At 73.4% G+C, this 21,872-nt stretch carries 22 protein-coding genes; 11 read left to right on the top strand and 11 right to left on the bottom strand.

The features are described 5' to 3' along the window. On the top strand, positions 1–877 hold an 877-nt coding region (locus ACFU7Z_RS14175), incomplete at its 5' end, for an SbcC/MukB-like Walker B domain-containing protein (RefSeq protein ID WP_380777681.1). 32 nt (positions 878–909) lie between these two features. Here ACFU7Z_RS14175 and ACFU7Z_RS14170 read toward each other — a convergent pair. After that, on the bottom strand, positions 910–1,128 hold the full coding sequence (locus ACFU7Z_RS14170; protein WP_049650622.1) for a hypothetical protein: 219 nt from the start codon (positions 1,126–1,128) through the stop codon (positions 910–912). Between the two features lie 254 nt (positions 1,129–1,382). On the opposite strand from ACFU7Z_RS14170, the gene ACFU7Z_RS14165 reads away from it, so the two are divergent. Then, positions 1,383–1,937 carry a DUF1990 family protein gene (locus ACFU7Z_RS14165; RefSeq protein WP_380777680.1) on the top strand — a complete coding sequence of 185 codons (555 nt, stop codon included), beginning with the start codon at positions 1,383–1,385 and terminating at the stop codon, positions 1,935–1,937. Positions 1,938–2,018: 81 nt separating this feature from the next. Here ACFU7Z_RS14165 and ACFU7Z_RS14160 read toward each other — a convergent pair whose 3' ends face one another. Then, positions 2,019–2,480, bottom strand: a complete 462-nt coding sequence (locus tag ACFU7Z_RS14160) for a YjbQ family protein (RefSeq protein ID WP_049650624.1) — start codon at positions 2,478–2,480, stop codon at positions 2,019–2,021. Between the two features lie 238 nt (positions 2,481–2,718). Continuing rightward, a complete protein-coding gene (locus ACFU7Z_RS14155; RefSeq protein ID WP_049650625.1) occupies positions 2,719–2,985 on the bottom strand; it encodes a hypothetical protein in 267 nt (88 codons plus the stop codon). Positions 2,986–3,896: 911 nt separating this feature from the next. Here ACFU7Z_RS14155 and ACFU7Z_RS14150 point away from each other — a divergent pair. Then, complete coding sequence (locus ACFU7Z_RS14150; RefSeq protein WP_380777679.1) at positions 3,897–6,104, top strand: CDP-glycerol glycerophosphotransferase family protein; 2,208 nt, start codon at positions 3,897–3,899, stop codon at positions 6,102–6,104. Positions 6,105–6,186: 82 nt separating this feature from the next. Here ACFU7Z_RS14150 and ACFU7Z_RS14145 read toward each other — a convergent pair whose 3' ends face one another. Beyond that, entirely contained in the window at positions 6,187–6,399 is a 213-nt protein-coding gene (locus ACFU7Z_RS14145; protein ID WP_049650627.1) for an EF-hand domain-containing protein, read from the bottom strand. A 176-nt stretch (positions 6,400–6,575) separates the two neighbouring features. Here ACFU7Z_RS14145 and ACFU7Z_RS14140 point away from each other — a divergent pair, with 176 nt between their 5' ends. Next, the gene (locus ACFU7Z_RS14140; RefSeq protein ID WP_049650628.1) at positions 6,576–7,244 is read left to right on the top strand and encodes a 1-acyl-sn-glycerol-3-phosphate acyltransferase; all 669 of its coding nucleotides are present in this window, start codon (positions 6,576–6,578) and stop codon (positions 7,242–7,244) included. Between the two features lie 112 nt (positions 7,245–7,356). Here the strand turns inward: ACFU7Z_RS14140 and ACFU7Z_RS14135 are convergent, their stop codons facing one another. Together ACFU7Z_RS14135 and ACFU7Z_RS14130 are read right to left on the bottom strand one after the other, a co-directional pair. Next, positions 7,357–9,195 carry an ABC transporter ATP-binding protein gene (locus tag ACFU7Z_RS14135; protein ID WP_049650629.1) on the bottom strand — a complete coding sequence of 613 codons (1,839 nt, stop codon included), beginning with the start codon at positions 9,193–9,195 and terminating at the stop codon, positions 7,357–7,359. A 191-nt stretch (positions 9,196–9,386) separates the two neighbouring features. Then, positions 9,387–10,160 (bottom strand): SDR family NAD(P)-dependent oxidoreductase, encoded by a 774-nt coding sequence (locus ACFU7Z_RS14130; RefSeq protein ID WP_380777678.1) that lies wholly within the window; start codon positions 10,158–10,160, stop codon positions 9,387–9,389. 155 nt (positions 10,161–10,315) lie between these two features. Between ACFU7Z_RS14130 and ACFU7Z_RS14125 the strand changes: the two genes are divergently transcribed. The 4 genes from ACFU7Z_RS14125 (at position 10,316) to ACFU7Z_RS14110 (ending at position 13,261) form a co-directional block, all read left to right on the top strand. Then, positions 10,316–10,519 (top strand): hypothetical protein, encoded by a 204-nt coding sequence (locus ACFU7Z_RS14125; RefSeq protein WP_049650631.1) that lies wholly within the window; start codon positions 10,316–10,318, stop codon positions 10,517–10,519. A 65-nt stretch (positions 10,520–10,584) separates the two neighbouring features. After that, positions 10,585–11,292 (top strand): hypothetical protein, encoded by a 708-nt coding sequence (locus tag ACFU7Z_RS14120; RefSeq protein WP_380777677.1) that lies wholly within the window; start codon positions 10,585–10,587, stop codon positions 11,290–11,292. Continuing rightward, on the top strand, positions 11,289–12,224 hold the full coding sequence (locus ACFU7Z_RS14115; protein WP_074004269.1) for a DUF6895 family protein: 936 nt from the start codon (positions 11,289–11,291) through the stop codon (positions 12,222–12,224). The genes ACFU7Z_RS14120 and ACFU7Z_RS14115 overlap by 4 nt, the downstream gene beginning before the upstream one ends. After that, positions 12,221–13,261 carry a serine hydrolase gene (locus ACFU7Z_RS14110; protein WP_074004268.1) on the top strand — a complete coding sequence of 347 codons (1,041 nt, stop codon included), beginning with the start codon at positions 12,221–12,223 and terminating at the stop codon, positions 13,259–13,261. Before ACFU7Z_RS14115 ends, ACFU7Z_RS14110 begins: the two co-directional genes overlap by 4 nt. 16 nt (positions 13,262–13,277) lie before the next feature. Here ACFU7Z_RS14110 and ACFU7Z_RS14105 read toward each other — a convergent pair whose 3' ends face one another. Then, the gene (locus ACFU7Z_RS14105) at positions 13,278–13,940 is read right to left on the bottom strand and encodes a LysE family translocator (protein ID WP_049650635.1); all 663 of its coding nucleotides are present in this window, start codon (positions 13,938–13,940) and stop codon (positions 13,278–13,280) included. Between the two features lie 93 nt (positions 13,941–14,033). Here ACFU7Z_RS14105 and ACFU7Z_RS14100 point away from each other — a divergent pair, with 93 nt between their 5' ends. Further along, the gene (locus ACFU7Z_RS14100; RefSeq protein ID WP_380777676.1) at positions 14,034–15,386 is read left to right on the top strand and encodes a PLP-dependent aminotransferase family protein; all 1,353 of its coding nucleotides are present in this window, start codon (positions 14,034–14,036) and stop codon (positions 15,384–15,386) included. 51 nt (positions 15,387–15,437) lie between these two features. Here the strand turns inward: ACFU7Z_RS14100 and ACFU7Z_RS14095 are convergent, their stop codons facing one another. The 3 genes from ACFU7Z_RS14095 to ACFU7Z_RS14085 are packed head-to-tail and all read right to left on the bottom strand — an operon-like array spanning position 15,438 to position 18,879. Continuing rightward, complete coding sequence (locus ACFU7Z_RS14095; RefSeq protein ID WP_380777675.1) at positions 15,438–16,331, bottom strand: SDR family oxidoreductase; 894 nt, start codon at positions 16,329–16,331, stop codon at positions 15,438–15,440. Next, positions 16,328–17,311, bottom strand: a complete 984-nt coding sequence (locus ACFU7Z_RS14090) for an alpha/beta fold hydrolase (protein WP_380777674.1) — start codon at positions 17,309–17,311, stop codon at positions 16,328–16,330. Before ACFU7Z_RS14090 ends, ACFU7Z_RS14095 begins: the two co-directional genes overlap by 4 nt. Continuing rightward, a complete protein-coding gene (locus ACFU7Z_RS14085; RefSeq protein WP_380777673.1) occupies positions 17,308–18,879 on the bottom strand; it encodes a flavin-containing monooxygenase in 1,572 nt (523 codons plus the stop codon). The genes ACFU7Z_RS14090 and ACFU7Z_RS14085 overlap by 4 nt, the downstream gene beginning before the upstream one ends. A gap of 221 nt (positions 18,880–19,100) precedes the next feature. Here ACFU7Z_RS14085 and ACFU7Z_RS14080 point away from each other — a divergent pair, with 221 nt between their 5' ends. Further along, positions 19,101–19,889, top strand: a complete 789-nt coding sequence (locus tag ACFU7Z_RS14080; protein ID WP_049650639.1) for a MerR family transcriptional regulator — start codon at positions 19,101–19,103, stop codon at positions 19,887–19,889. A gap of 59 nt (positions 19,890–19,948) precedes the next feature. After that, positions 19,949–20,941, top strand: coding sequence for an ABC transporter substrate-binding protein (locus tag ACFU7Z_RS14075; RefSeq protein ID WP_380777672.1), 993 nt, complete (start codon positions 19,949–19,951; stop codon positions 20,939–20,941). Between the two features lie 119 nt (positions 20,942–21,060). On the opposite strand, the gene ACFU7Z_RS14070 is transcribed toward ACFU7Z_RS14075, so the two are convergent. Beyond that, on the bottom strand, positions 21,061–21,872 hold an 812-nt coding region (locus ACFU7Z_RS14070), incomplete at its 5' end, for a CPBP family intramembrane glutamic endopeptidase (RefSeq protein ID WP_380777671.1).

The following is a 21,872-nucleotide window of genomic DNA, read 5'->3' as shown; positions in this document are numbered from 1 at the left end:
CTTCCCGGACGCCGCGGCGGCACTGGCGGTGCTGCTGCCGCGCGAGGAGCGCGAGCGGCTGGAGGCCCGGCTGGAGCGGCACCGCACGGAGACCGCCGCCGTCCGCCGCGAGCTGGCGCTGCCGGAGCTGGCCGAGGCCGCGGTCCGTCCGCCGGTGGACCTGCCCGCCGTGGCGGCCGCGCTCGGCACCGCGACCGACCGGCTCGGCCGGGCGCACGCCGCCCACGCGGCCGCCCGCGAACGCTGCGGGGCACTGGCCGCGATCGGGCGACAGCTGACCGGGCTCGCCGCCGAACTGGCCCCGGCACTGGACAGGTACGGGCGGATCAACCGGCTCGCCGCGCTCGCGGCCGGCACCTCGGCCGACAACCGGCTGCGGATGCGCCTGGAGTCGTATGTCCTGGCGGCCCGGCTGGAGCAGGTCGCGGCGGCGGCCAGCGACCGGCTGGTCCGGATGTCCGGCGGGCGCTACACCCTGGTGCACAGCGACGACCGGGGCACCGGGACCAAGCGCTCGGGCCTGGCCCTGCGGGTGGTCGACGCCTGGACGGGCACCGAGCGGGACACCGCGACCCTCTCCGGCGGCGAGAGCTTCTTCGCCTCGCTCTCCCTCGCCCTGGGCCTGGCCGACGTGGTCACCGACGAGGCGGGCGGCATGCCGCTGGACACCCTCTTCATCGACGAGGGCTTCGGCACCCTCGACGAGCACGCCCTGGAGGAGGTCATGGACGTCCTGGACGGACTGCGCGAGCGGGACCGCGCGGTCGGCATCGTCAGCCACGTCGCCGACCTGCGCAGCCGTATCCCCGCCCAGTTGCTGGTCCGCAAGGGACGGCACGGCTCGACCCTGGCGCTGGCCGGGCGGGAGGACGCGTAGGGCCTGAACCCCCCGGACCCGGGTTCGGAGGTTCAGCCCGAGCAGGCGATCCGCTGCGCCTGCTGCCAGGCGCACACCGGGCAGAGGGTGCTGCCCGGCTGGTCGGCGGGCAGTTCGGTCGGCTCGCCGCACAGGACGCAGTCGGCGCGCGGGCCGGCCGCCCGCGGGTCGTGCCGCAGCGCCGCCTCCGCTCCGCCGTCGGGCGCGAGTTCGCAGACGCCCGCTTCCTGGTTCGTACCGGTGTCGCTCATACCGACTTCCTACTCCGCGCCGCCGCCCTGCCGCAACACGCCGCGGGTGACCGGGCCGCCGCCCGCCCCTCTCTCCCTCCGCCCCGCCCCGCCTCGCCAGCAGCGAACAGATTTCAGAAAACGTTCGCTGAAAGCTGTCGGCTGAACTCTGTTCGCTGAAGTTCGTTCGCTGAACCCTGTCCGCCGAAGCCCGCCAGAGGTACGCCCCCGCCCCGCCGACGGCCCCCTCCCACCTGGCGGTTACCGTGGCCGGCATGCCCACCGACCTGCACCGACGCCTGCTCGCCGCCCGCGCCACCACCCCGTCGTACCCCGAGGTGGGTGCCACCCGGGACGGGGGCGGGCGGCTCCCGGACGGCTACGCCCACCTGCGGCGGCGGGTCCACCTGGGGCACGGGCCGGAGGTGCTGGAGCGGGCCGGACGCTACGTGCTCGGCTGGGGCAGCCAGTTGGGCACCGGCTTCGCGGTGCACCCGGCCGGCCCGGCCCGGGAGGGCGGGACGGTACTGCTGCGGCTGAACCTGCCGGGGAGCCGGTGGCCCCGGCTGGTGATCCCCTGCCGGGTGGTGTGGACGGTGGAGGAGCCGGACCGGATCGGCTTCGGGTACGGCACCCTCCCCGGGCACCCGGAGTGCGGCGAGGAGGCGTTCTTGGTGTCGATGGACGCCGGCGGCGAGGTGTGGTTCGAGGTCACCGCGTTCTCCCGGCTGTCCGTCTGGTACGCCAGGCTCGGCCGGCCGGTGGCCCTGCTCTGCCAGCACCTGGCGATCGAGCGCTACCTCGCCGCGGTGGCCGCGCACGTCCGCTGAGCCACCGGGTCCGCCGAGGCCATCCACCGGACCGCCACCCGCGGGACCGCCGCCCGCCGGAGCGCCCGCCGTTCCCGCGCGTCAGCCGAGGAAGGACAGCCGGACGGTCCGGCGCGGGTTGTCCCCGTTGGTGTCGACCAGGACCACCGACTGCCAGACGCCGAGGGCCAGTTGACCGCCGAGCACCGGCAGGGTCGCGTGCGGGGCGACCAGTCCGGGCACCACGTGGTCCCGGCCGTGGCCCGGGCTGCCGTGCCGGTGGCGCCAGCGGTCGTCGGCCGGGAGCAGGTCGCGCAGGGTGGCGAGGAAGTCGTCGTCGCTGCCCGAACCGGTCTCCAGTACCGCGATCCCCGCGGTGGCGTGCGGGACGAAGATGTTGAGCAGGCCGTCGCGCCCGGTGGCCCGTTCGTCGAGGAACTCGACGCAGCGGTCGGTGATGTCGAGCGCGACCTCGCGGGAGCCGGTGGTGATCTCGAAGGTGCTGCTCTGGAAGGTGGTGGTCGGGAACGAGCCGGTCTGGGTGGAGTGGTTGTTGTCCGCCATGGCGCCATCCTGTCCCAGGTCAGCGGGCCGGGCGTACTCCCTCGCCGTCTGGCCGTGCCGGGCGGGCAAACTCGCATAGGCTGAAAGGTTCAGACCACATCACCCCGGACGGCCGCGACGCTCCCCCCGGGCACCGCCCGGACGCCGTCCGGACACACTGAAGACCCGGCGGACCGGACGGTCCACCGGGTCGGTTCCGACCGGGCGGCGGGGAGGGACCCGTGCCGCACCGGTCGGACTAGCCGCGCCCGCCGAAAAGGCTCCGCCGCAGCCGACGCAGCGGCGTCAGCAGCGAGATCCTGGTGTGGCGACGACGGGTCGTCGGGGCCTCGGCGCCGCGCGGCGTGAGCTCCCTTATCAACCCGAGCGCCTCGGCGGTGTCCACCGCCGGGAGTGCGGGCGCGCCGAGCACGGCCAGGTGTCGGTCGATCCGGCGGCCGGTCGTGCCGACACCGCACTGGATCGCCGGCACGCGGGGCCGAGTCCGCACTTGCATGTGTTCCATCAGTTTTTCCCACCCCTACGAGGCGCCAGGGCCGTGAGGCGAAGACTATCCGTGAAGGACGGCCTTCGCGCAACCGTCCTTGGTGTTGTGCCACCGTATCGTGCGGCGTCAACTGACGAAGCACCAGGGGCCGCCCGGCCGGTCACGACTAGGCATCAATGATGGTGCACGACCGGCCATCCGTCACCAGGGCGGGCGGGCGCGAGTGCGGCAACCCTGCGCATGACGCGCGCCCGGCGCACAGCGGCACCCCGGCGGCACCCCGCCCACGCACCGCCGGCACCGCCGGCACCGCCAGCGCCGACCGCCGGCACCGACCGCCCGCACCGACCGCTTCCCGCCCGCCCCCGCCCGCGTCCCCCTATTAAGGGGACAGCCGCCACATCGACAAAGCGATCACCGACCGGCCCATCGGGCACGGCCCGCCCGGGCATGACCGCCCGAGCGCGGACCCTGATGACACCGTGACCGACCGACTTCAGGAAGTGAACACATTCGAGGGATTGACTCCCGCCGAACCTCCAAGCAATATCGGATGCACACGCCAGTGCCCGCACCGCACTCAAGCGTGTGTTCGAGTGATGAAGAACTCCGGCTCCCGCGAGCCACTGCCCGGCCGCCTCGACGCTGCGGTGGCCAGGCTCGCGCGGTGCCCGGACCGGCGGTCGGCCGTCGAGGGTCGGCCGGATCGCCACCTGACTGCCGGTGCCGCCCCGCGAGGGGCCCGGCACCGGCGGTTCCGGGTCCGCCACGGACGGCTTTCACGGACACCCCCCGAGCCCCCGCCGCAGCCGCACCGCCGCCACCGCCGCCCAGGCCCCCCAAGGGCCGCAAGGCCCCGCAAGGCCCCGGAAGGCCCGCACCGGACGTCCGCGCAGGTCGCGCCCGGTGGATCGGTACACTCGGCCAGCGTGTCCCTCCTCCTCAGCATCGTGCTCCCGGTCCACGGCGTGGAGCGGTACCTCCCGCGCTGCCTCGACTCGATCCTCGGCGACGTCCCCGCCGCCGAGACCCGTTTCGAGGTGATCGCGGTCGACGACCTCTCCCCCGACGGCTCCGGCGCGATCCTGGACGCCTACGCGGCCCGCGACAGCCGGCTGCGGGTGCTGCACCTCACCGAGAACCAGGGCCTCGGCGGCGCCCGCACCGCCGCCCTGCCGCAGGCCCGCGGCGAGTACGTCTGGTTCGTGGACAGCGACGACTGGGTGCCCGAGGGGACGGTCGGCACGCTGCTGGACGAGCTGGCGCGGGAGCGTCTCCGGGAGACCCCCGCCGACGTGCTGCTCACCGGCTTCACCCACGTCTACCCGGACGGCGGGACGGAGCCCAACCCCTGGCGCCACGTGCTGGCCGACTCCCCGCTGGTCGAGGGCTGCACCCTGGCCGAGCACCCGGCGCTGTTCCAGACCGTGATGTCGGTGTGGAACAAGCTGTTCCGCCGCGCGTTCCTGGACGGCCTCGGCGTCTCCTTCGGCCGCGGCTACTACGAGGACATCTCGGTCACCTACCCGGCGCTGCTGGCCGCCGAGCGGCTGCGCTACCTGGACCGCCCCTGCTACTTCTACCGGCGCGGCCGGGACGGCGCGATCACCGCCACCGCCTCCCCCAAGCACGCCGACGTGTTCGCCCAGTACGACGCGATCTTCGCCTTCCTGGACCGCCCGGACCGCCCCGGCCGGCCCGTCCCGGACTCGCTGCGCACCCTGGTCTTCGACCGGACCGTCCGCCAGGCCCTGAACGTCTACGACACCCCCGGGCTGGTCCCCACCGACCTGCGCAAGGACTTCTTCCAGCGGATCGCCCGGCACTTCGACCGCCACCGCCCGGCCGGCTACCGCTTCCCCGGCGGGGTGCGCGGCGTGCAGTACCGGCTGGCCGCCCGCGGCGCCCGGATCGCGTACGCCGAGCTGCGCCGCACCGGCCGGCTGCCGCGCGAACTCAAGCGCGGGGCACGGGCGGTGGCGCCCGCGGTGAAGAAGGGGATGCGCAGCGGCGCCCGGTTCACCGCGTACAACGCGTTCCGCCGGCTGCCGCTGGACCAGCACCTCGCGGTCTACGCCGCCTACTGGCACCGGGGTTACGCGTGCAGCCCGGCGGCGATCTACGAGAAGGCGAAGGAACTCGCCCCGCGGGTGCGGGGCGTGTGGGTGGTGGAGAACCGCGCCCAGGCCGCCACGCTGCCGCCCGGGGTGCCGTACGTGATCGTCAACACCCCCGCCTACCTCAGGGCGATGGCGACCGCCAAGTACTTCGTCAACAACGTCAACTTCCCCCGCACCATGACGAAGCGGGCGGGCACGGTGCACGTCCAGACCCAGCACGGCACCCCGCTCAAGGCGATGGGCATGGACCTGCGCGACCATCCGGCGGCGGCCGAGGGGATGGACTTCGACCTGCTCCAGGAGGCCGTCGACCGCTGGGACTTCCTGGTCTCCCCCAACCCGCACACCAGCGGGCACTTCGCCCGCGCCTTCCCCGGCCGGTACGAGATGCTGGACACCGGCTACCCGCGCAACGACCGGCTGGCGAACGCCACTTCGGACGAGGTCCGGGCGATGCGCGAGCTGCTCGGGCTGCGGCCGGACACCCGGGCGGTGCTGTACGCGCCGACCCACCGCGGCAGCAAGGGCGGCTACGTGCCGCTGCTGGACGTGGCGGAGCTGGCCCGGCGGCTGGGCCCGGACTTCACACTGCTGGTGCGCACCCACTACTTCCACGCGGACGGCCCGGGCGACCTGACGGCGGCCGGTGCGGAGTCGGCGCGGATCGTGGACGTCTCGGCGCACCCGACCGTCGAGGACCTCTACCTCGCGGCGGACGTGCTGGTGACGGACTACTCGTCGATGATGTTCGACTACGCGGTGCTGGACCGGCCGGTGGTGGTCTTCGCCCCGGACTGGGAGGAGTACCAGCGGGAACGCGGCGTCTACTTCGACCTGTTCGCGGAGCCGCCGGGCGCGGTCACGGTGGACGCGGACGGGCTGGCGCGGGCGCTGCTGGCGGGCGACCCCGAGCCGGCGGCGCGGGCCGACTTCCGGGCGAAGTTCTGCGTCTGGGACGACGGCGGGGCCGCGGAGCGGGTGGTGCGCCGGGTGTTCCCGGTGGAGAAGGAGAAGTAGGAGGAGCGGCGCGGGAGCGTCCGCGGGACCTCCGGACGGGACCGGCGCCGCCGGTACGGCGACCGGCCCCGTCGGCACGGGCTCAGCGCCGGCGGGCGGCCAGGAACTCCTCGAAGGTCAGGACGCCGTCGTGGTTGGTGTCCATGCTGTGGATCAGCGCCTCGGCCATCGAGATGGTGACGTCGTGGTCGCCCATCTCGTTGGCGGCCAGAGCGTACTCGGCCGGGGTGATCTTGCCGTCGCCGTCCTTGTCGAAGCGGTCGAAAAAGGCCTTGATCGCCTCGGTGGTCTCCATGGTGCCCTCCTGGGTACTGCGGGGTGTCGCTCGGTTCGGACGGCCGTACCCTACCCGGCCGTGGTGTTCGCCACGGTCGCCGGGAGTGGACGCGCGCCGGGGTCGGTGTCGTAGTCTGCGGATCTGATTGCAGGCCCGGGCTCCTCCCGGGCGATCGTTCGTCCAGGGAGGGAATCGTGCTCGACCTCGCCACCAAGTTGGTGCTGAAACCGGTCTCGCGGGGGATCTGGCGGCCGGTCATCGAGGGAATCGGGAACGTGCCGCGCAAGGGCGGGGTGATCCTGGCCAGCAACCACCTGTCCTTCATCGACAGCGTGGTGATCCCGCTGACCGCCCCGCGCCGGGTCCACTTCCTCGCCAAGGCCGAGTACTTCACCGGCACCGGGCTCAAGGGCCGGCTCTCCAAGGGCTTCTTCGAGGCCATCGGCGCCGTGCCGGTCGAGCGCGGCACCTACCGTTCCGCTCAGGCCTCGCTGGAGTCGGCGCTGGAGATCCTGGAGGACGGCAAGGCCTTCGGCATCTACCCCGAGGGCACCCGCTCCCTGGACGGCCGGCTCTACCGGGGCAAGACGGGCGTCGCCTGGCTCGCGCTGACCGCGGGCGTGCCGGTGGTGCCGGTGGCGCTGGAGGGTCCGGAGCAGATCCTGCCGGTGGGCAAGCGGCTGCCGCGGCTGAAGAAGGTGACGGTCCGCTTCGGCGAGCCGCTGCACTTCGACGAGCTGCACGGGCAGGCCCGCTCGCTGAAGGCCCGTCGGCAGGTGACCGACGAGGTGATGGCGGCCATCCAGCGGCTCTCCGGCCAGGAGGTCGCGGAGAGCTACAACGAGGTCCCGAAGGCGGCCTGACCGCCGGCCCGTCCCGGGCGCACGCGCTCGCACGCCGGCCCGTTCCGCGCGTCCGAGCCCGGCGGCCGCCCCGTCGGCCCGGCTCGACACGAACCCGGGCGCGCCCGCCCCGTCACACGTGCCCGAGTGCGGCCGGTTCGGGCTGCCGGGCGGCCTCCGGCACCTCCCGGCGCAGCAGCGCCGCGTACCGTCCGTCCAGCGCCACCAGCTCCTCGTGGGTGCCGAGTTCGACCACCTCGCCGTGGTCCAGGACGGCGATCTGGTCGGCGGCGCGGACGGTGGAGAGCCGGTGCGCGATGGTGATGGTGGTGCGGCCGGCGGCCAGGGTGTCCACGGCCTGCTGGACGGCGTGCTCGGTGCGGTTGTCGAGCGCGCTGGTGGCCTCGTCGAGGATGAGCACCGGCGGGTTGCGCAGGATCGTCCGGGCGAGTGCGAGGCGCTGCTTCTCGCCGCCGGAGAAGCGGTAGCCGCGCTCGCCGACCAGGGTGTCGTAGCCGTCCGGGAGGGCGGCGATGGTGTCGTGGACCTGTGCGGCCCGGGCGGCCTCGACCAGTTCGGCGTCGCTGGCGCCCGGCTTGGCGAAGCGCAGGTTCTCGGCGACCGAGGCGTGGAAGAGGTAGGTCTCCTGGGAGACCACGCCGACCGCGCGGGCCAGGGTGTCGAAGGACAGTTCGCGCACGTCCACGCCGTCCAGGGTGACGCTTCCGCCGGTGACGTCGTACAGCCGCGGGACGAGGTAGCTGAGGGTGGTCTTGCCCGAGCCGGTCTCGCCGACCACGGCCAGCGAGCTCCCGGCCGGGACGGTGAGGTCGACGCCGGCCAGGGTGGGGCGCTCCTGCGCCGGGTCGTAGCGGAAGTCGACGTCCTTGAAGCGGACCTCGCCGCGGATGTCGGTCAGGGTGACCGGGTCGGCCGGCTCGTCGATCTCCACCGGCAGGTCGAGGTACTCGAAGATGCGCTGGAAGAGGGCGAGCGAGGTCTGCACGTCCACGCCGGTGGAGAGCAGGCTGACGGTGGGCCGGAAGAGGCCCTGCTGGAGGGTGACGAAGGCGACCAGGGTGCCGACCGAGACGATCGGCGCACCGGCGGCGGAGGTCAGCCCGGCCGCCCAGTAGATCAGCGCGGGCATCGCGGCCATCACGATCTGGATGGTGTTCATCCGCCAGCGCCCGGCCATGCTGGCCCGCACCTCCAGGTCGGCGAGCTGGTCGGACTGCCCGGTGAACTCCCGGGCGAGCGAGCCGGAGCGGCCCATGGTGCGGCCGAGCAGGATGCCGCTGACCGAGAGCGACTCCTGGACCGCCGAGCTCATCGCGGCCAGCTGCTTCTGCCGCTCGGTGGTGATCTTCTTGCGCTCCTGCCCGACCCTGCGGCTAATCCAGACGAACAGCGGGAGCAGCAGCAGCGAGACGACGGTCAGCCGCCAGTCGAGGGCGACCATGGCGACGACGGAGGCGACCACGGCGGTCAGGTTGGAGACCAGGCTGGTCGCGGTGGAGGTCACCGTGGACTGCATGCCGCCGATGTCGTTGGCGATCCGGGACTGCACCTCGCCGGTGCGGGTGCGGGTGAAGAAGGCCAGCGACTGCCGCTGGAGGTGGCCGTAGACGGCGGTGCGCAGGTCGTGCATCACGCGCTGGCCGACGGTGGTGGAGATCAGCGTCTGGAGCACGTTGAAGATGCTGTTCACCACGGCGGTCAGGATCATCCCGAGCGCGAGCAGGCTGAGCAGCCCGGTGCGGCCCTGCGGGATGGCGGTGTCCAGGACGGCCCTGAGCAGGAAGGGCGAGACGACCGAGACCACGGCCGAGGCGGCGACCAGCAGCCCGACGACGGCCAGGCGGGCCCGGTACGGGCGGAAGAGCGCGAGGATGCGGCGCCACTCGGCCGGTGGGCGGGGTTCGCCCTCGGCGCGCTCGGGCGGGGTCCAGTCGATGGCGGTGGGCCTCAAGGACGGGCCTCCCTGGGTGGGGCGGTCGGGTGCGGGGCAATATAGCGAGGATAGCTCATAGTTAGATAAGCTAATAGTGACTGTTGCCCTATTCCTCGTCCGTACAGGCTCCGCGGAGCGCCCGTACGATCCCCGCGGAGCGCGCGTACGGGCCCCGCAGAGCCGCCCGACCGCCCCGACCGCCCCGGGCCTCAGTTGGTCCGGTAGGTGCGCGCAGCCTTCGAGGAGACCCCGCCGAGCTTGCCGGAGGGCAGCATCCGGGCGATGGCCACCGCGACCTTGTACCGCTTGCCCGGCACGGACACGGCCCGGCCGCGCGCCAGGTCGCGCATCGCCTCGTCCACCACCCGCTCGGCGGACAGCCAGGACCAGGACGGGATGTTCCCGGTGCCCATGCCGGCCCGCTGGTGGAACTCGGTCCGGGTGAAGCCCGGGCAGAGCGCCATCATTCGCACGCCCGTACCGCCGAGGTCGCGCAGCACGCCCTGGGTGAAACTGACCACCCAGGCCTTGCTCGCGCCGTACGTGCCGCGCGGCAGGAAGGCCGCCACCGAGGCCACATTGACGATCGCACCGCGGCCGCGCTCCCGCATTCCGGGCAGGGCGGCCGTGGTCAGCCGCAGGATCGCCTCGATGTGCACCTTCAGCATGGCCAGCTCGTCCTGGAGCGGGACGGTCCCGAAGGCGCCCTTGTTGCCGAAGCCCGCGTTGTTGACCAGGAGGTCCACCGGGCGGGCGGGGTCGGCGAGCCGGGCCTCGACGGCGCCCATGCCCTCGTCGGTCGCGAGGTCGGCGGTCAGCACCTCCGTCTCGATGCCGTACCTGCCGTGCAGGTCGGCGGCGGCGCGCTCCAGGCGCTCGGTGTCCCGGGCCACCAGGACGAGCTGGTAGCCGCTGCGGGCGAGCCGTCGCGCGAAGGCGGCTCCGATGCCGGCGGTCGCGCCGGTGATCAAGGCTGTGGTCATGCCCCAGACCGTACCGACTCGCCGCTTCCGGACCCACACCGAGGGCGATTTCCCAGCTCAGAGAGTTGCGGATGCAGCCCCCGGGAGGTGCTCGTACTGTCGAACGGGGGCATCGTCCGACCGGGCGGTGAAATCCAGACGAGGAGGCACTTCTGATGCTTACTCAGTTCCGGACCGAAACGGCTACGACGTCGCACAGCGCGACACTCGAAGCCGAGACACTCGCGAGCCTGATGGTGGAGGACGAGGCCGTCGTGTCCGACGCGCCCACGTACCTGCCCGAGGCCGCCGGCGCGGTGCTGCTCGCCGCGCTGCTGCTCCTCTCGCCGAAGGGCCCCAAGGAGAAGCCGACCCGGTAGGGCGACTTCCCCCCTGTCGGGCCTCGCGCCCGTGACCGACCCTCCTGAAGGGGGACCAGATCACCATGCCAACCGCCGAGACCCCTCTCCGTGACGAGTACGCCGCGGCGGTCGAGCGGGTGGCGGACCGGACCCTCGCCGTCCTCCGGGACGGCGAGGGCACGGCCGCACTCGCGGACCCCGACACCGTGGTGCCCCGCCCGCTGCTGGCCGCGGTACGTGTGCTCGGACCGGACCTGTTCGCACCGCAACTGCTCACCGGTGCGCAGCCCGACGACACCACCGCCGCGCTGCTGGCCGAAGCACGAACGGCCTTCCCCGCACCCGCCCCCTCCTCCGCGGAGGCCGCGCTGGTGATCGGGTGGCAGGACTGGGCGGCCGGAGGACTGCTCGCCCGCACACCGTACGGGGCGGCCGTACAGACCCCCGCGCCACTGTCCGACCCGGAGGCCGTCGGCTGGCAGGCGTGGTCGAAGCGGATGGCCCAACTGTCCTCCCTGGCACTGCCGACGCTGGACGGCCCGGTTCACGACGCCGCCCGCGCGAACACCCTGCACCTCGCCCGCGGCGCCGTCCGCAGCATGCTCCGGCGCGACCCCACCACGGCTGTACGGCTCGCCCGGTGGCTCTCCTGGGCCCGGGCCGACGGCCGGCCGCTCCGACTGGAGATCGAACCCGTCCTGGACCGGATCCGCCTGGCCGGCGACGGGACGTCCCGCTCCGTGCTCGAACTCACCATCGCCCAGCGCATGTTGGAAGGAGCGCCGAAATGACCGAAACCTCGGTGCTCGCCACCGCCCAACAGCTCGGCTCCCGGTCACTGGCCTGGCTGCACGCCGGCTACCAACGCGGCTACAGCCGGCTGGAGGAAAGCACCATCGTCGACCTGGCCGACCCTGAGGACGTCTACAAGCCGCTCTGCGAAGCCGCGTTGGCCTCTTCCCTGGTCCTGCGCGACGGCGTCACCGGCCCGCACGACGCCCGCCTCGCGCGGGAACTCCTCGAAGCCGCCTGGGCCCAGCTGGGAGAGGGCGACCTGCTGCTCGAACGACAGCTGCGGCACGTCACCCTCGTCGACCCGCTGGAGACGTACGGCCACTTCGCCCGGTCCGGCTACCGCCACGCCGCCATGGAGGAGTTGCTCACCTCGATCGGCCGGCTCCGCGCCGTGCACGCCGTCGAGATCCAGGGCAGCCGCCACCTCGCCCTCGCCAACGCGCGGCGGATCTCCGGCCTCGAACCGCAGCCGGACTGGCCCCGGCTGGCCCGGAACACCTGGCTCGGCGCCCTCCCCGAGCCGTGGACCGTCGCCTGGGTGATCGCCTACCAGGTCACCCACACCGTCTTCCACCTCACCGACTGGGGCGCCCGGCCCGAGTGCCTGCCCAAGCCGATGCGTGACTACCTGCGCGACTGGCTGCCGGTCTGGCTCGACATCTGGCTGGAGATCGAGCAGTGGGACCTCGCCGGCGAACTGCTCATCGTGGACTCGTGCATCGGCGAACCGGTCACCGGCCGGACCGGCTGGGAGGCGCTGGCAGCGGCCCAGCAGGCGGACGGGATGATCAAGTGCGAGGGCTCCGCACCCGACAACGAGGACCCGGAGGAGGACTTCCGCCAGCACTGCCACACCGCGGTGGTCGGGGTGGTGGCCGCCAACGTCGCGCTCTCCCGGGCCCTCGGCGGCACGCCGGTGGCCCCTTGAACGGGTTGGACGCCGCGGTCACGGCGGTGGTGCGGGCGGCCGAGCCCTACGCCACCGCCGTGACCGTCGCCCTGGCCCGCGGCGACCTGGCGGAGGTGCGCTGCTTCGGGCGGGTCCACCACGGACCGGCCGCCGCGCCCTGCACCCCCGACACCGTCTTCGAACTCGGATCCATCAGCAAGACGTTCACCGCACTGCTGCTCGCGGAGATGGTCGCCCGCGGTGAACTCGCCCTGGACGACCCGGTCGAGAGCAGGCTGCCGCGCCGCTGGCGCGCCGCGAAGGTCCACTCGCCGGAACCCATCCGGCTGCTGCACCTGGCCACTCACACCTCGGGCCTGCCCGGACTGCCCCCGGGACTGCTCGCGAAGGCGGTCCCGGCCTGGTTCAGCAACCCGTACCAGACGTACGGCGACGATCAGTTGAGGGACGCACTGGCCCGAACGACCGTACGTGGACAGCCCGGTAGCAGGTACGGGTACTCCAACTACGGAGTCGGACTGCTCGGCCGGGTGCTCGCCGAGACGGGCGGGCTGCCGTACGGGGAACTGCTCGTCGACCGGGTCTGCGGACCGCTGGGGCTGCGGTCCACGACCTGCGCCCCGGACCTGCCGGGCCGGGCCACCGGCTACCGGCGCGGACAGGCGCTCCCGCCCTGGCACATCCCCGGGCTGCCCGGAGCCGGCGCGGTGCGGTCCGACGGGACCGATCTGCTGCGATACCTCCGCGCACACCTGGACGACGGGCCGGCGGCGGGCCCGGGCAGCGGGCTGAAGGCCGCCCTGCGGGACGTCCGGCGGCTGCGGCTGCGGTTGCCGCACTCGACCGACCGGATCGGCCTGGTCTGGATGCACCGCCGCTCGGGCGACCGGGACCTGTTCTTCCACAGCGGGGGCACCCGGGGGTTCACCGCCTTCGTGGGCTTCTCGCCGGAACGTTCGGCGGCCGTCGCGGCGGTGGCCAACACCGCTCCGGCGCTGAACGGACGGTTCGTCCAGGCGGGGTACGAGGCACTGCGGGTCGCCAGCCGGCTCTAGCCGGCGAGGAGACGCCCTAAACCGCCACGGCCTTGGCGCGGTCGGCGGCGATGTGCACGGCGAGGCCCGCGAGGACGGTGCCCATCACGTAGCGCTGGATCCGCAGCCAGCCGGGGCGGCGGTTGAGGAAGGCCGCGATGCTGCCCGCGCTCACCGCGATCAGGCCGTTGACGGTGATCGCTATCGCGATCTGGGTCAGGCCCAGCAGCAGGCTCTGCAGGGCGACGTGACCGCGTTCCGGGGCCACGAACTGGGGCAGCAGCGAGATGTACATGATGGCGATCTTGGGGTTGAGCAGGCAGGTCAGGAAGCCCATCGCGAACAGCCGGCGCGGCGGGTCCGGCGGCAGCTGCTGCGGGGCGAAAACCGCCGTGCCGCCCGGCTTGACCGCCTTCCAGGCCAGCCAGAGCAGGTACCCGGCACCGGCCAGCTTGATCGCGGTGTAGAGGGCGGGCACCACCGAGAACACCGCGGCCACCCCCGCCGTCACCGCGACCAGGTAGACCAGGAAGCCGGCCGCGACCCCGGTCAGCGAGATCAGCCCGGCGCGGCGGCCCTGCGCGATCGAGCGCGAGACCAGGTAGATCATGTTCGGCCCGGGCGACAGCACCATGCCCAGGGCCACGGCGGCGATCCCGAGCAGGGCCCGGCCGTCCACGGCGGATGTCAACGCGTCCATGCGAGGAGGCTAGGACGGCTCATCGGGTCAATGCAATGATGACTTTGCCCTCGGTGCAATCCGGCGCCCGAGGCCCTGGAGGAGCGAACGCCGATGGACGACTACCGCCTGATCGCCGACCGGATCGCCGCCGAGATCGCGGACGGACGACTGCGGCCCGGCCAGCAGCTGCCCACCCAACGGGCGTTCGCCCACGGCCGGGGCATCGCCAACTCGACAGCGGGGCGCGTCTACCGGGAACTGGCCCGGCGCGGGCTGACCGTCGGGGAGATCGGGCGCGGGACCTTCGTCCGGGCCGGGCGGGCACCGGACGGCAGCCGGGTGGCACTCGCGGAGCCGGCCGCCGCCCCCGTGGACCTGGAGCTCAACTACCCCGCCGTCTCCGGGCAGGCCGAACTGCTGGCGGCCGCACTGGCGCCGCTGCTGCGGCCGGACGCGCTGGGCGAGGCGCTACGGCCGGTCGGCGCGGCCGGGACGGGCGCGGCACGGCGGGCGTTCGCCGGACTGGTGTCGGCCGGCGACTGGGAGGTCGGGGCGGAGGACCTGCTGTTCGCCGGCAACGGGCGGCAGGCCATCGCCGGGGCCCTGTCCGCGCTGGTGCCGCCCGGACAGCGGCTGGGCGTGGAGGAGCTGACCTATCCGGTGGTCAAGGCGGCGGCGGAGCGGCTGGGCATCGTGCTGGTGCCGCTGGCCGTGGACGAGTACGGGCTGCTGCCGGACGCCGTGGCGGCCGCCCACCGGGCCGGACCGCTGCGCGCGGTGTACATCCAGCCGCGCCTGCAGAACCCGCTCGGCGCGAGCCTGCCGCAGGAGCGGGTGGTGGCGCTCGTGGCGCTGCTGCGGCGGCTCGACCTGCCGGTGGTCGAGGACGCCGTCTGGTCCTTCCTGCGGCCGGAGTCGGTGCCGCTGGCCGCGCTCGCACCGGAGCGCACCGTACTCGTGGACAGCCTCTCCAAGCGGCTCGCCCCGGGGCTGACCACCGGGTTCGCGGTCGTCCCGGCGACGCTGCGCGAAAGGGTGGCGGGCGCACTGCGCTCGGGCGGGTGGACGCCGGGCGGCTTCTCGCTGGAGGCGGCGGTGCGCTGGATCGGGGACGGCACACTGGCCACGGTGGAGGCGGCGAAGCGGGCCGACGCGACGGCCCGGCAGCTGCTGGCGCGCGAGGTGCTGGCGGGGCAGCGACTGCGGTCCGACCCGTGCTCGTACTACCTGTGGTGGGAACTGCCGACCGGCCGACGGGCGGAGACCTTCGTCGCGGAGGCGGCGCGGGCCGGGATCTCGGTCACGCCCGCGGCGGCCTTCGCCGTCGATCCCCGGCGCTCGCCCGCCGCCGTCCGGGTCGGGCTCGCCTCGCCGCCACTGCCGGTGCTGGCGCGGGCGCTGGAGACGCTGGCGGGGATCGCGGCGGGGGCGGGTGGCGGCGAACGACGAACAGCTGACAGATGACAGATGACAGCTGACAGATTTCGAAATCTGTCAGCTGTCATCTGTTATCCGTCAGCTGTCGACTGTCCGCCGTCGGTCGTCCGCTGCGCCCCCGGCGCCGACGGCGCGCAGGCGAGTGGCGGCGGTGGCGGCGAGCTGGGGGGCGAGCCGGGCCACGTCCCGGGATCCGACCACCGCGATCAGGCTCGGCAGCAGCCAGCGGACCGGCTGCATCCCGCGCAGCCAGGCCTGGGCGTAGACGTGGGCGGACCGGCGGGCGATCCCGGCGACGATCCGGTCCACCGCGGGCTCCAGCGGATACGTCTTGTTCGCCGGCCACGGCAGCCGGGAGCGCATCTGCTTCAGCACGGCGTCCTCGTCGGCCCCGCGCACCATGTCCGTGTCGGTCCAACTCAGGTACCCGACACCGACCTTGACCCCCTGGTAGGCCACCTCGGCGCGGATCGAGTGGGCGAAGGCCTCCACCCCGGACTTGCTGGCGCAGTACGCGCTCATCAGCGGTGCGGGGGTCAGCGCGGCGAGCGAGGCGATCTGGAGCAGGTACCCGCGGCTCTCGGCGAGCACCGGCAGGAAGGCCCGGGCGGTGGCCACGCTGCCGAGCAGGTTGACCTCGATGACCCGGCTGAACGCCCGGTGGTCGCTGTCGGCCAGCGGCCCGCCGAGGGCGATCCCGGCATTGGCGACGACGGTGTCGACCCGCCCGTAGTGCTCCTTGATCCGCCGGGCGGTGTCCTCCAGCGCGTCGAGGTCGGTGACGTCCACCTCCCAGCTGGTCGCGGACGGGCCGCACTGCGCGGCGACGGCCTTCAACTCCTCCGGCTCCAGCCCCAGCAGGGCCACCTTGGCCCCGCGCCGGGCGAGCTTGCGGGCCAGCGACGCGCCGACGCCGCGCGCGGCCCCGGTGACGACGACGACCTGCTCGGACAACGGCGGGATGGCGTTCATGCGACAGCGGTCCTCTCGTCGGTGGAAGCGGGAACGGCGCCGGCGGACGCGGTAGCGGCAGCGGGCGCGGCCGTCAGGTACCCGGAGGCCATCCGGTGGATCTCCGCGGCGACCTCCGCCGGGCGCTCCAGCGGCGACATGTGCCCGACCCCAGGCAGCAGCAACAGCCCCTGCGCGTCCTGGAGTTCGGCGACCATCCGGTGCGCGTGCACCGGCGGGGTCAGCCGGTCGTCGGTGCCGACCACCACCGCCGTGGGCGCGGCGATCCGGGCGAGCCCGGCGTGGACGTCCAGCCGGTCGAGGACCGCGGCCCAGTTGGCGCGGACGGCGGTCGGACAGGCGTGCACGATCCGGGCCGTCGCCTCGACCTGGCCGGCGGGTGAACCGGCGCCCATGGTCGCGTACTTGAGCGCCGCCCGGCTGACCGGCGAGACCGGTCCGAGCGGCATCCGGGAGCGCAGCAGCTGCCGGTGCAGGAAGCGTCGCAGGCCCCGGGCGCGTACGGCCGGTGGCAGGACGGTGAGTTCGGCCACCAGGTCGCCCGGCCCGGTGGAGATCAGGACGGCCGCGGCGGTGCGCTCGGCGACCTCGGGGCGGCCACCGGCGGCCATGATCGTCATCCCGCCCATGCTGTGCCCGGCGAGCACGGCCCGCTCGCCCGCCGGCACGGTCCGCGCGAGCACGGCGGACAGGTCCTCGGCCAGCGCCCTGGTCGAGTAGCGGGCCCGGCTCGGCGGGATCTCGCTGTGCCCGTGGCCGCGCTGGTCGTAGGCCACCACCCGGTAGCGGTCGGCCAGCAGGCGGATCACCGGGGCCCAGAAGGCGGTCGAGCAGGTCCAGCCGTGGGCGAGCACCACGGTGGGCGCGTCGGACCGGCCGTGCACCTCGACGTGCAGCCGGATGCCGTCCGCCGACCGTACGCTCAACTCCTCCACGGGAACGGGAGGTTCGTACTCCTCGGGCAGCCGGACGCCGTTCACGCGGAGACCTCCTGGACGGTGCGGGCGGCCGCCGGAGCGGCGCGCATGATCAGCTCGTACTCGCCCAGGTCGACCCTGCGGGTGGCCCGGCGGAACGAGGTGGTGGAGCCGGGCCAGAGCACGGTGTTCCTGCCGCTCGGGTCGAGGTACCAGCTGAGGCAGCCGCCGGTGGTCCAGACGGTGCGGTCCATCCGGTGCTGGAGTTCGAGGTTCCACTGCCGCTGGGCGCGCGCGGTGGGCTGCATCGCGGCGGCGCCGATCGAGCCGAGCGTGGTCAACGCGTCGATCATGTAGTTCAGTTGGGACTCGATCATCAGGATCATCGAGCTGTTGCCGAGGCCGGTGTTGGGCCCGATGACGAAGAAGAGGTTCGGGAAGCCGTGCACGGTCGAGCCGCGCAGCGCCTCCATGCCGTCCTTCCACTCCTCCGCCAGGCTGGTCCCGTTGGCGCCGAACACCCGGGCGCCGATGGGCATGTCGGTGACGTGGAAGCCGGTGCCGAAGACGATGGCGTCCACCTCGTGCTCGCTGCCGTCGGCCGCGACCAGCGTGGAGCCGCGCAGCTCGCGCAGGCCGGAGGAGACGACCTCGGTGTTGGCCGCGGCGAGCGCCGGGTAGTAGGTGTTGCTGAGCAGGATGCGCTTGCAGCCGATCCGGTAGTCCGGGGTGAGCCTGGCCCGCAGCGCCGGGTCGGGGACGCCCTGGGCGATGTGGCGTTCGGCGAGCTGCTGGACCAGGCGCAGCAGTCCGGGGCGGCGCACGAACGCGTCCACCTGGAGCTCGCGGAGGGCGAACAGGGTGCCGCGGCGGATCTTCGCGGTGACCGGCAGGCGGCCGTGCAGCCACTTCTCCAGCTGGCTGATCTCGCGGTCGCGGCGCGGCAGCACCCAGGCCGGGGTGCGCTGGAAGACCGTCAGCCTGCCGACCCTGGGCTGGATCGACGGGATGATCTGCGCGGCGGAGGCGCCGGTGCCGACCATCGCGACGCGCTTGCCGGTCAGGTCGAAGTCGTGATCCCAGCGGGAGGAGTGGAACACCTTGCCGGGGAAGGAGCTCAGCCCGGGCAGGTCGGGGATCTGCGGGTCGGCGAGCGGTCCGGCGGCGGAGACGATGGCGTCGGCCGTCCACTGGCCGGCCGAGGTGGTGATCCGCCAGCGGGTCTGCTCGCTCTCCCAACGGGCTTCCAGCACCTCGGTGTTGAAGCGCAGGTGGGGGCGGAGGCCGAAGACGGTGGCGACCTTCTCCAGGTAGGCGCGGATGTCCGGCTGGCCGGAGAAGCTGCGCGGCCAGTCGGGGTTGGGCGCGAAGGAGAAGGAGTAGAGGTGCGAGGGCACGTCGCAGGCGCAGCCGGGGTAGCTGTTGTCGCGCCAGGTGCCGCCGGCCGAGTCCGCCCGCTCCAGGACCACGAAGTCGGTGATCCCGGCACGGCGCAGTCGGACCGCGGCGCCGAGTCCGCCGAAGCCGGAGCCGATCACCGCCACCCGGACGTGCGGGACGGACTCCTGCGCCGCGGTGGTGTCGGTCGCTGCGGACGCGCCGGAGCGGGGGCGCTTGCTGCTGGATGCCATGCGGCAACCTCCTGAGGGTGGGACGGTGATCGTCGCGCTCTCCCGGCGAGCGTGCCCCGGACCTCCTGGGGCCCGTCTCCGGATCCTCCCGGGGTCCGCCTCCGGAACCCCGCCAATCGCGCCAGTAATCACTGGCATGGTTGGCAGGGTAGCCCTTGCTGACACCGGATGGAAGAAGCGCGACCGCTCCGGTTCGGGGAGCCTTCCGAGCCGACGGACCTATGCTGATCGCCGTGGACAAGGTCAGAGCTGCTGCGGGCGACAGAAAACGCGAGTACCGGGTGGAGGAACTGGCCGAGGCCGCCGGCATCACCACCCGCACCCTGCGCTTCTACCGCGAGCGCAAACTGCTTCAGCCGCCCCGCAAGGAGGGCCGCATCGCCTGGTACGGCGAGGAGCACCTGGCCCGGCTGCGGATGATCGGCGAACTGCTCGAACGCGGCCACACCCTGGGCGGCATCGCCGAGCTGATCGGCGCCGGCGAGAGCGGGCGGGACGTCGCCGAGCTGATCGGGCTGGAGGCGGCGATCGTCGCACCGTGGTCCGACGAGACTCCGGTGCGCCTGGACTGGGACGAGCTCAAGACCGCCTTCGGCGACCAGCTGACCGAGGAGAACACCGCCGAGTCGATCGCCCAGGGCTACATCACCGTCGAGGAGGACGGCATCACCCACGTCAGCCGCCGGCTGATGGACGCCACCACCGAGCTGGTGGCGGAGGGGGTGCCGCTCTCGGCGGTACTGGACGCCAGTCGGCGCACCCGGGAGCACGTGGACGCCATCGCCGAGATCTTCATCGAGGTGGTCGGTGAGCACCTGCTCAGCGCGCTGGCCGCCGACACCCCGCTGCCGCCCGGCGAGGCGGCCCGGCTCACCGAGCGCATCCTGCGGGTTCGGCCGCTGGCGCGCACGGTCGCGGACGCCCAGTTCGCCCTCGCCATGGACCGGCGGGTGCACGTCGAGTACCTCGAACTCCTGCGCCAGCGACGGGAGAACGGCTCCGAGGCGTAACCGGGCCGCTGCGCGGGCAGGGATTCCCGCGCCCTGCCCGTACGTTGGAGGTGCCGCCGATGGCCCGACCGCTCAGCCGCCGCGCCGCTCTCGGCCTCGCCGCCGGGCTCGCCCCGGGGCTCGCGCTCGCCGCGTGCGGGTCCAACTCCTCGCCACCGGGCGGCGGTTCGTCCGGTGGTGGTTCGTCCGGCTCCGGCGGCACCCGGACGGTCCGGCACGCACGCGGCGAGAGCACCGTGCCGGCCCGGGCGAACCGGGTGGTGGCCCTGGACACCGACGCGCTGGACTCGGTGGTCACCCTCGGCCTCAGCCCGGTCGGCGCCACCACCGTCACCGCGGGCGCCCCGCTCCCCGCCTACCTGCCCGCCGAGCGGCTGTCCGGGACGAAGCCCGTCGGGGCCATCGGCCAGCCCAGCCTGGAGACGATCGCGGCACTGCGGCCGGACCTCATCCTGAGCAACCAGGTCCGCGACGACAAGCGGTACGACGAACTGTCGAAGATCGCGCCGACGGTGCTCTCCAAGACCACCGGACCGACCTGGAAGGAGAACGTCCGACTGCACGCCGAGGCGCTGGGCCGGCAGGCCGAGGCCGACGCGGCGGACGCGGCGTACCGGACGAAGCTGCGGGACCTGGTCACCGCGCTCGGCGGACCGGCCAGGGCGGCGGCCACCCGGGTCGAGATGGCCCGCTTCCTGGCGGGTGCGCCGACCAGGCTCTACCTGAACGACACCTTCGTCGGCTCGCTGTTCAAGGATCTGGGGCTCGGGCGGCCCGCCAACCAGGACAAGCCCGGTTTCTCGATGGAGATCAGCCCCGAACAGGTGGACCAGGCCGCAGCCGACGTCATCTTCTACGCGGTGTACGGGGACGCGGCCAAGTCCGACCAGGGGAAGATCACCGAGGGGGCGCTCTGGAAGAACCTGGACGCCGTGCGCAACGGGCGGGTGTTCCGGGTGGACGACAACCTGTGGATGCTCGGCATCGGCTACACCGGGGCCGGGCTGATCCTGGACGAGATCCGCAAGGACATGGCACCGGCGGGCGGGTGACGGACGACGGGTGACAGCGAACAGCCGACAGACGACAGCTGACAGATTTCAGATAACAGATGATGAAATCTGTCATCTGACATCCGTCACCCGTCATCCGCCGCCCGCCACGGCGCGCGTCACCCCTGCCCGTACCGGCCCGGCCGCAGTCGCCCGGTGAAGGCGAGGAAGGCCACGAACCCGCCGAGGACGACCCAGCCGGGCCAGCCCGCCAGCGACATCGTGAGCGGGTCCAGCTCGGCGTCCGGGTCCGCGAACTCCCGGACCATCGACACGCTCATGCTGCTCGTGAATGCGTGCGCCAGCACCGCCGGGACCACCGACCCCGAGCGCAGCCTCAGCCAGGTGAAGACCGGCAGGACGAGCACACAGCTGACCGTCAGCGCGGGCACCGCCAGGTACCACGGCCGTCCCGGGTACTGGCCGCCCATCAGCAGCGTCGGCAAGTGCCAGAGTGCGAAGGCCGTCCCCGCGAGCAGGTAGGCCCGGACCAGCACCGCCCTGCCACCGGCGCCCTCGCCCCCACCCTCTCGTCGGCCGAGCAGCAGCAGCCGGGGGAAGAGGAAGCCCTGCCAGCCGATCTCCTCGCCGAAGAACAGCGGCAGCGAGAGCACCATCCCGATCAGACCCTGGACCGCCCACGATCCGATCCGCCCCGCGTCCAGCGAGCCGAAGCCGGCGAACGGGTAGCTGCCCACCAGCGCGCCGAGTGCCAGCGTCGCGGCCGTCAGCCCGCCGAGCACCCCGAGCGGCAGCAGGCAGGCCCGGACCGCACGGGCCCGGGGCCGCGGCCAGCGCAGTGCCAGCGCCTCCCGCACCCCGCCGCCCCGTTCGACGAGGCGGACCACCAGCAGCGCCGCCAGCGCCGGGGCCAGCATGGCGGCCGCGATGCAGATCTGCTCCAGCGCGCCGACCCCCTCCCGGGCGTCGG

Source organism: Kitasatospora sp. NPDC057518 (genome assembly GCF_042802075.1).
Classification (GTDB): domain Bacteria; phylum Actinomycetota; class Actinomycetes; order Streptomycetales; family Streptomycetaceae; genus Kitasatospora.
The sequence above is the reverse complement of the archived record's forward strand: the minus strand, read 5'-3'. Positions and strand labels throughout refer to the sequence as shown.

What these genes read in the sequence shown, in the direction of transcription:
- ACFU7Z_RS14170 (WP_049650622.1), bottom strand. Translation starts at nt 1,128, where the DNA reads ATGAGCGACACCGGTACGAACCAGGAAGCGGGCGTCTGCGAACTCGCG.
- ACFU7Z_RS14165 (WP_380777680.1), top strand. Translation starts at nt 1,383, where the DNA reads ATGCCCACCGACCTGCACCGACGCCTGCTCGCCGCCCGCGCCACCACC.
- ACFU7Z_RS14160 (WP_049650624.1), bottom strand. Translation starts at nt 2,480, where the DNA reads ATGGCGGACAACAACCACTCCACCCAGACCGGCTCGTTCCCGACCACC.
- ACFU7Z_RS14155 (WP_049650625.1), bottom strand. Translation starts at nt 2,985, where the DNA reads ATGGAACACATGCAAGTGCGGACTCGGCCCCGCGTGCCGGCGATCCAG.
- ACFU7Z_RS14145 (WP_049650627.1), bottom strand. Translation starts at nt 6,399, where the DNA reads ATGGAGACCACCGAGGCGATCAAGGCCTTTTTCGACCGCTTCGACAAG.
- ACFU7Z_RS14130 (WP_380777678.1), bottom strand. Translation starts at nt 10,160, where the DNA reads ATGACCACAGCCTTGATCACCGGCGCGACCGCCGGCATCGGAGCCGCC.
- ACFU7Z_RS14125 (WP_049650631.1), top strand. Translation starts at nt 10,316, where the DNA reads ATGCTTACTCAGTTCCGGACCGAAACGGCTACGACGTCGCACAGCGCG.
- ACFU7Z_RS14120 (WP_380777677.1), top strand. Translation starts at nt 10,585, where the DNA reads ATGCCAACCGCCGAGACCCCTCTCCGTGACGAGTACGCCGCGGCGGTC.
- ACFU7Z_RS14115 (WP_074004269.1), top strand. Translation starts at nt 11,289, where the DNA reads ATGACCGAAACCTCGGTGCTCGCCACCGCCCAACAGCTCGGCTCCCGG.
- ACFU7Z_RS14105 (WP_049650635.1), bottom strand. Translation starts at nt 13,940, where the DNA reads ATGGACGCGTTGACATCCGCCGTGGACGGCCGGGCCCTGCTCGGGATC.
- ACFU7Z_RS14100 (WP_380777676.1), top strand. Translation starts at nt 14,034, where the DNA reads ATGGACGACTACCGCCTGATCGCCGACCGGATCGCCGCCGAGATCGCG.
- ACFU7Z_RS14095 (WP_380777675.1), bottom strand. Translation starts at nt 16,331, where the DNA reads ATGAACGCCATCCCGCCGTTGTCCGAGCAGGTCGTCGTCGTCACCGGG.
- ACFU7Z_RS14085 (WP_380777673.1), bottom strand. Translation starts at nt 18,879, where the DNA reads ATGGCATCCAGCAGCAAGCGCCCCCGCTCCGGCGCGTCCGCAGCGACC.
- ACFU7Z_RS14080 (WP_049650639.1), top strand. Translation starts at nt 19,101, where the DNA reads ATGCTGATCGCCGTGGACAAGGTCAGAGCTGCTGCGGGCGACAGAAAA.
- ACFU7Z_RS14075 (WP_380777672.1), top strand. Translation starts at nt 19,949, where the DNA reads ATGGCCCGACCGCTCAGCCGCCGCGCCGCTCTCGGCCTCGCCGCCGGG.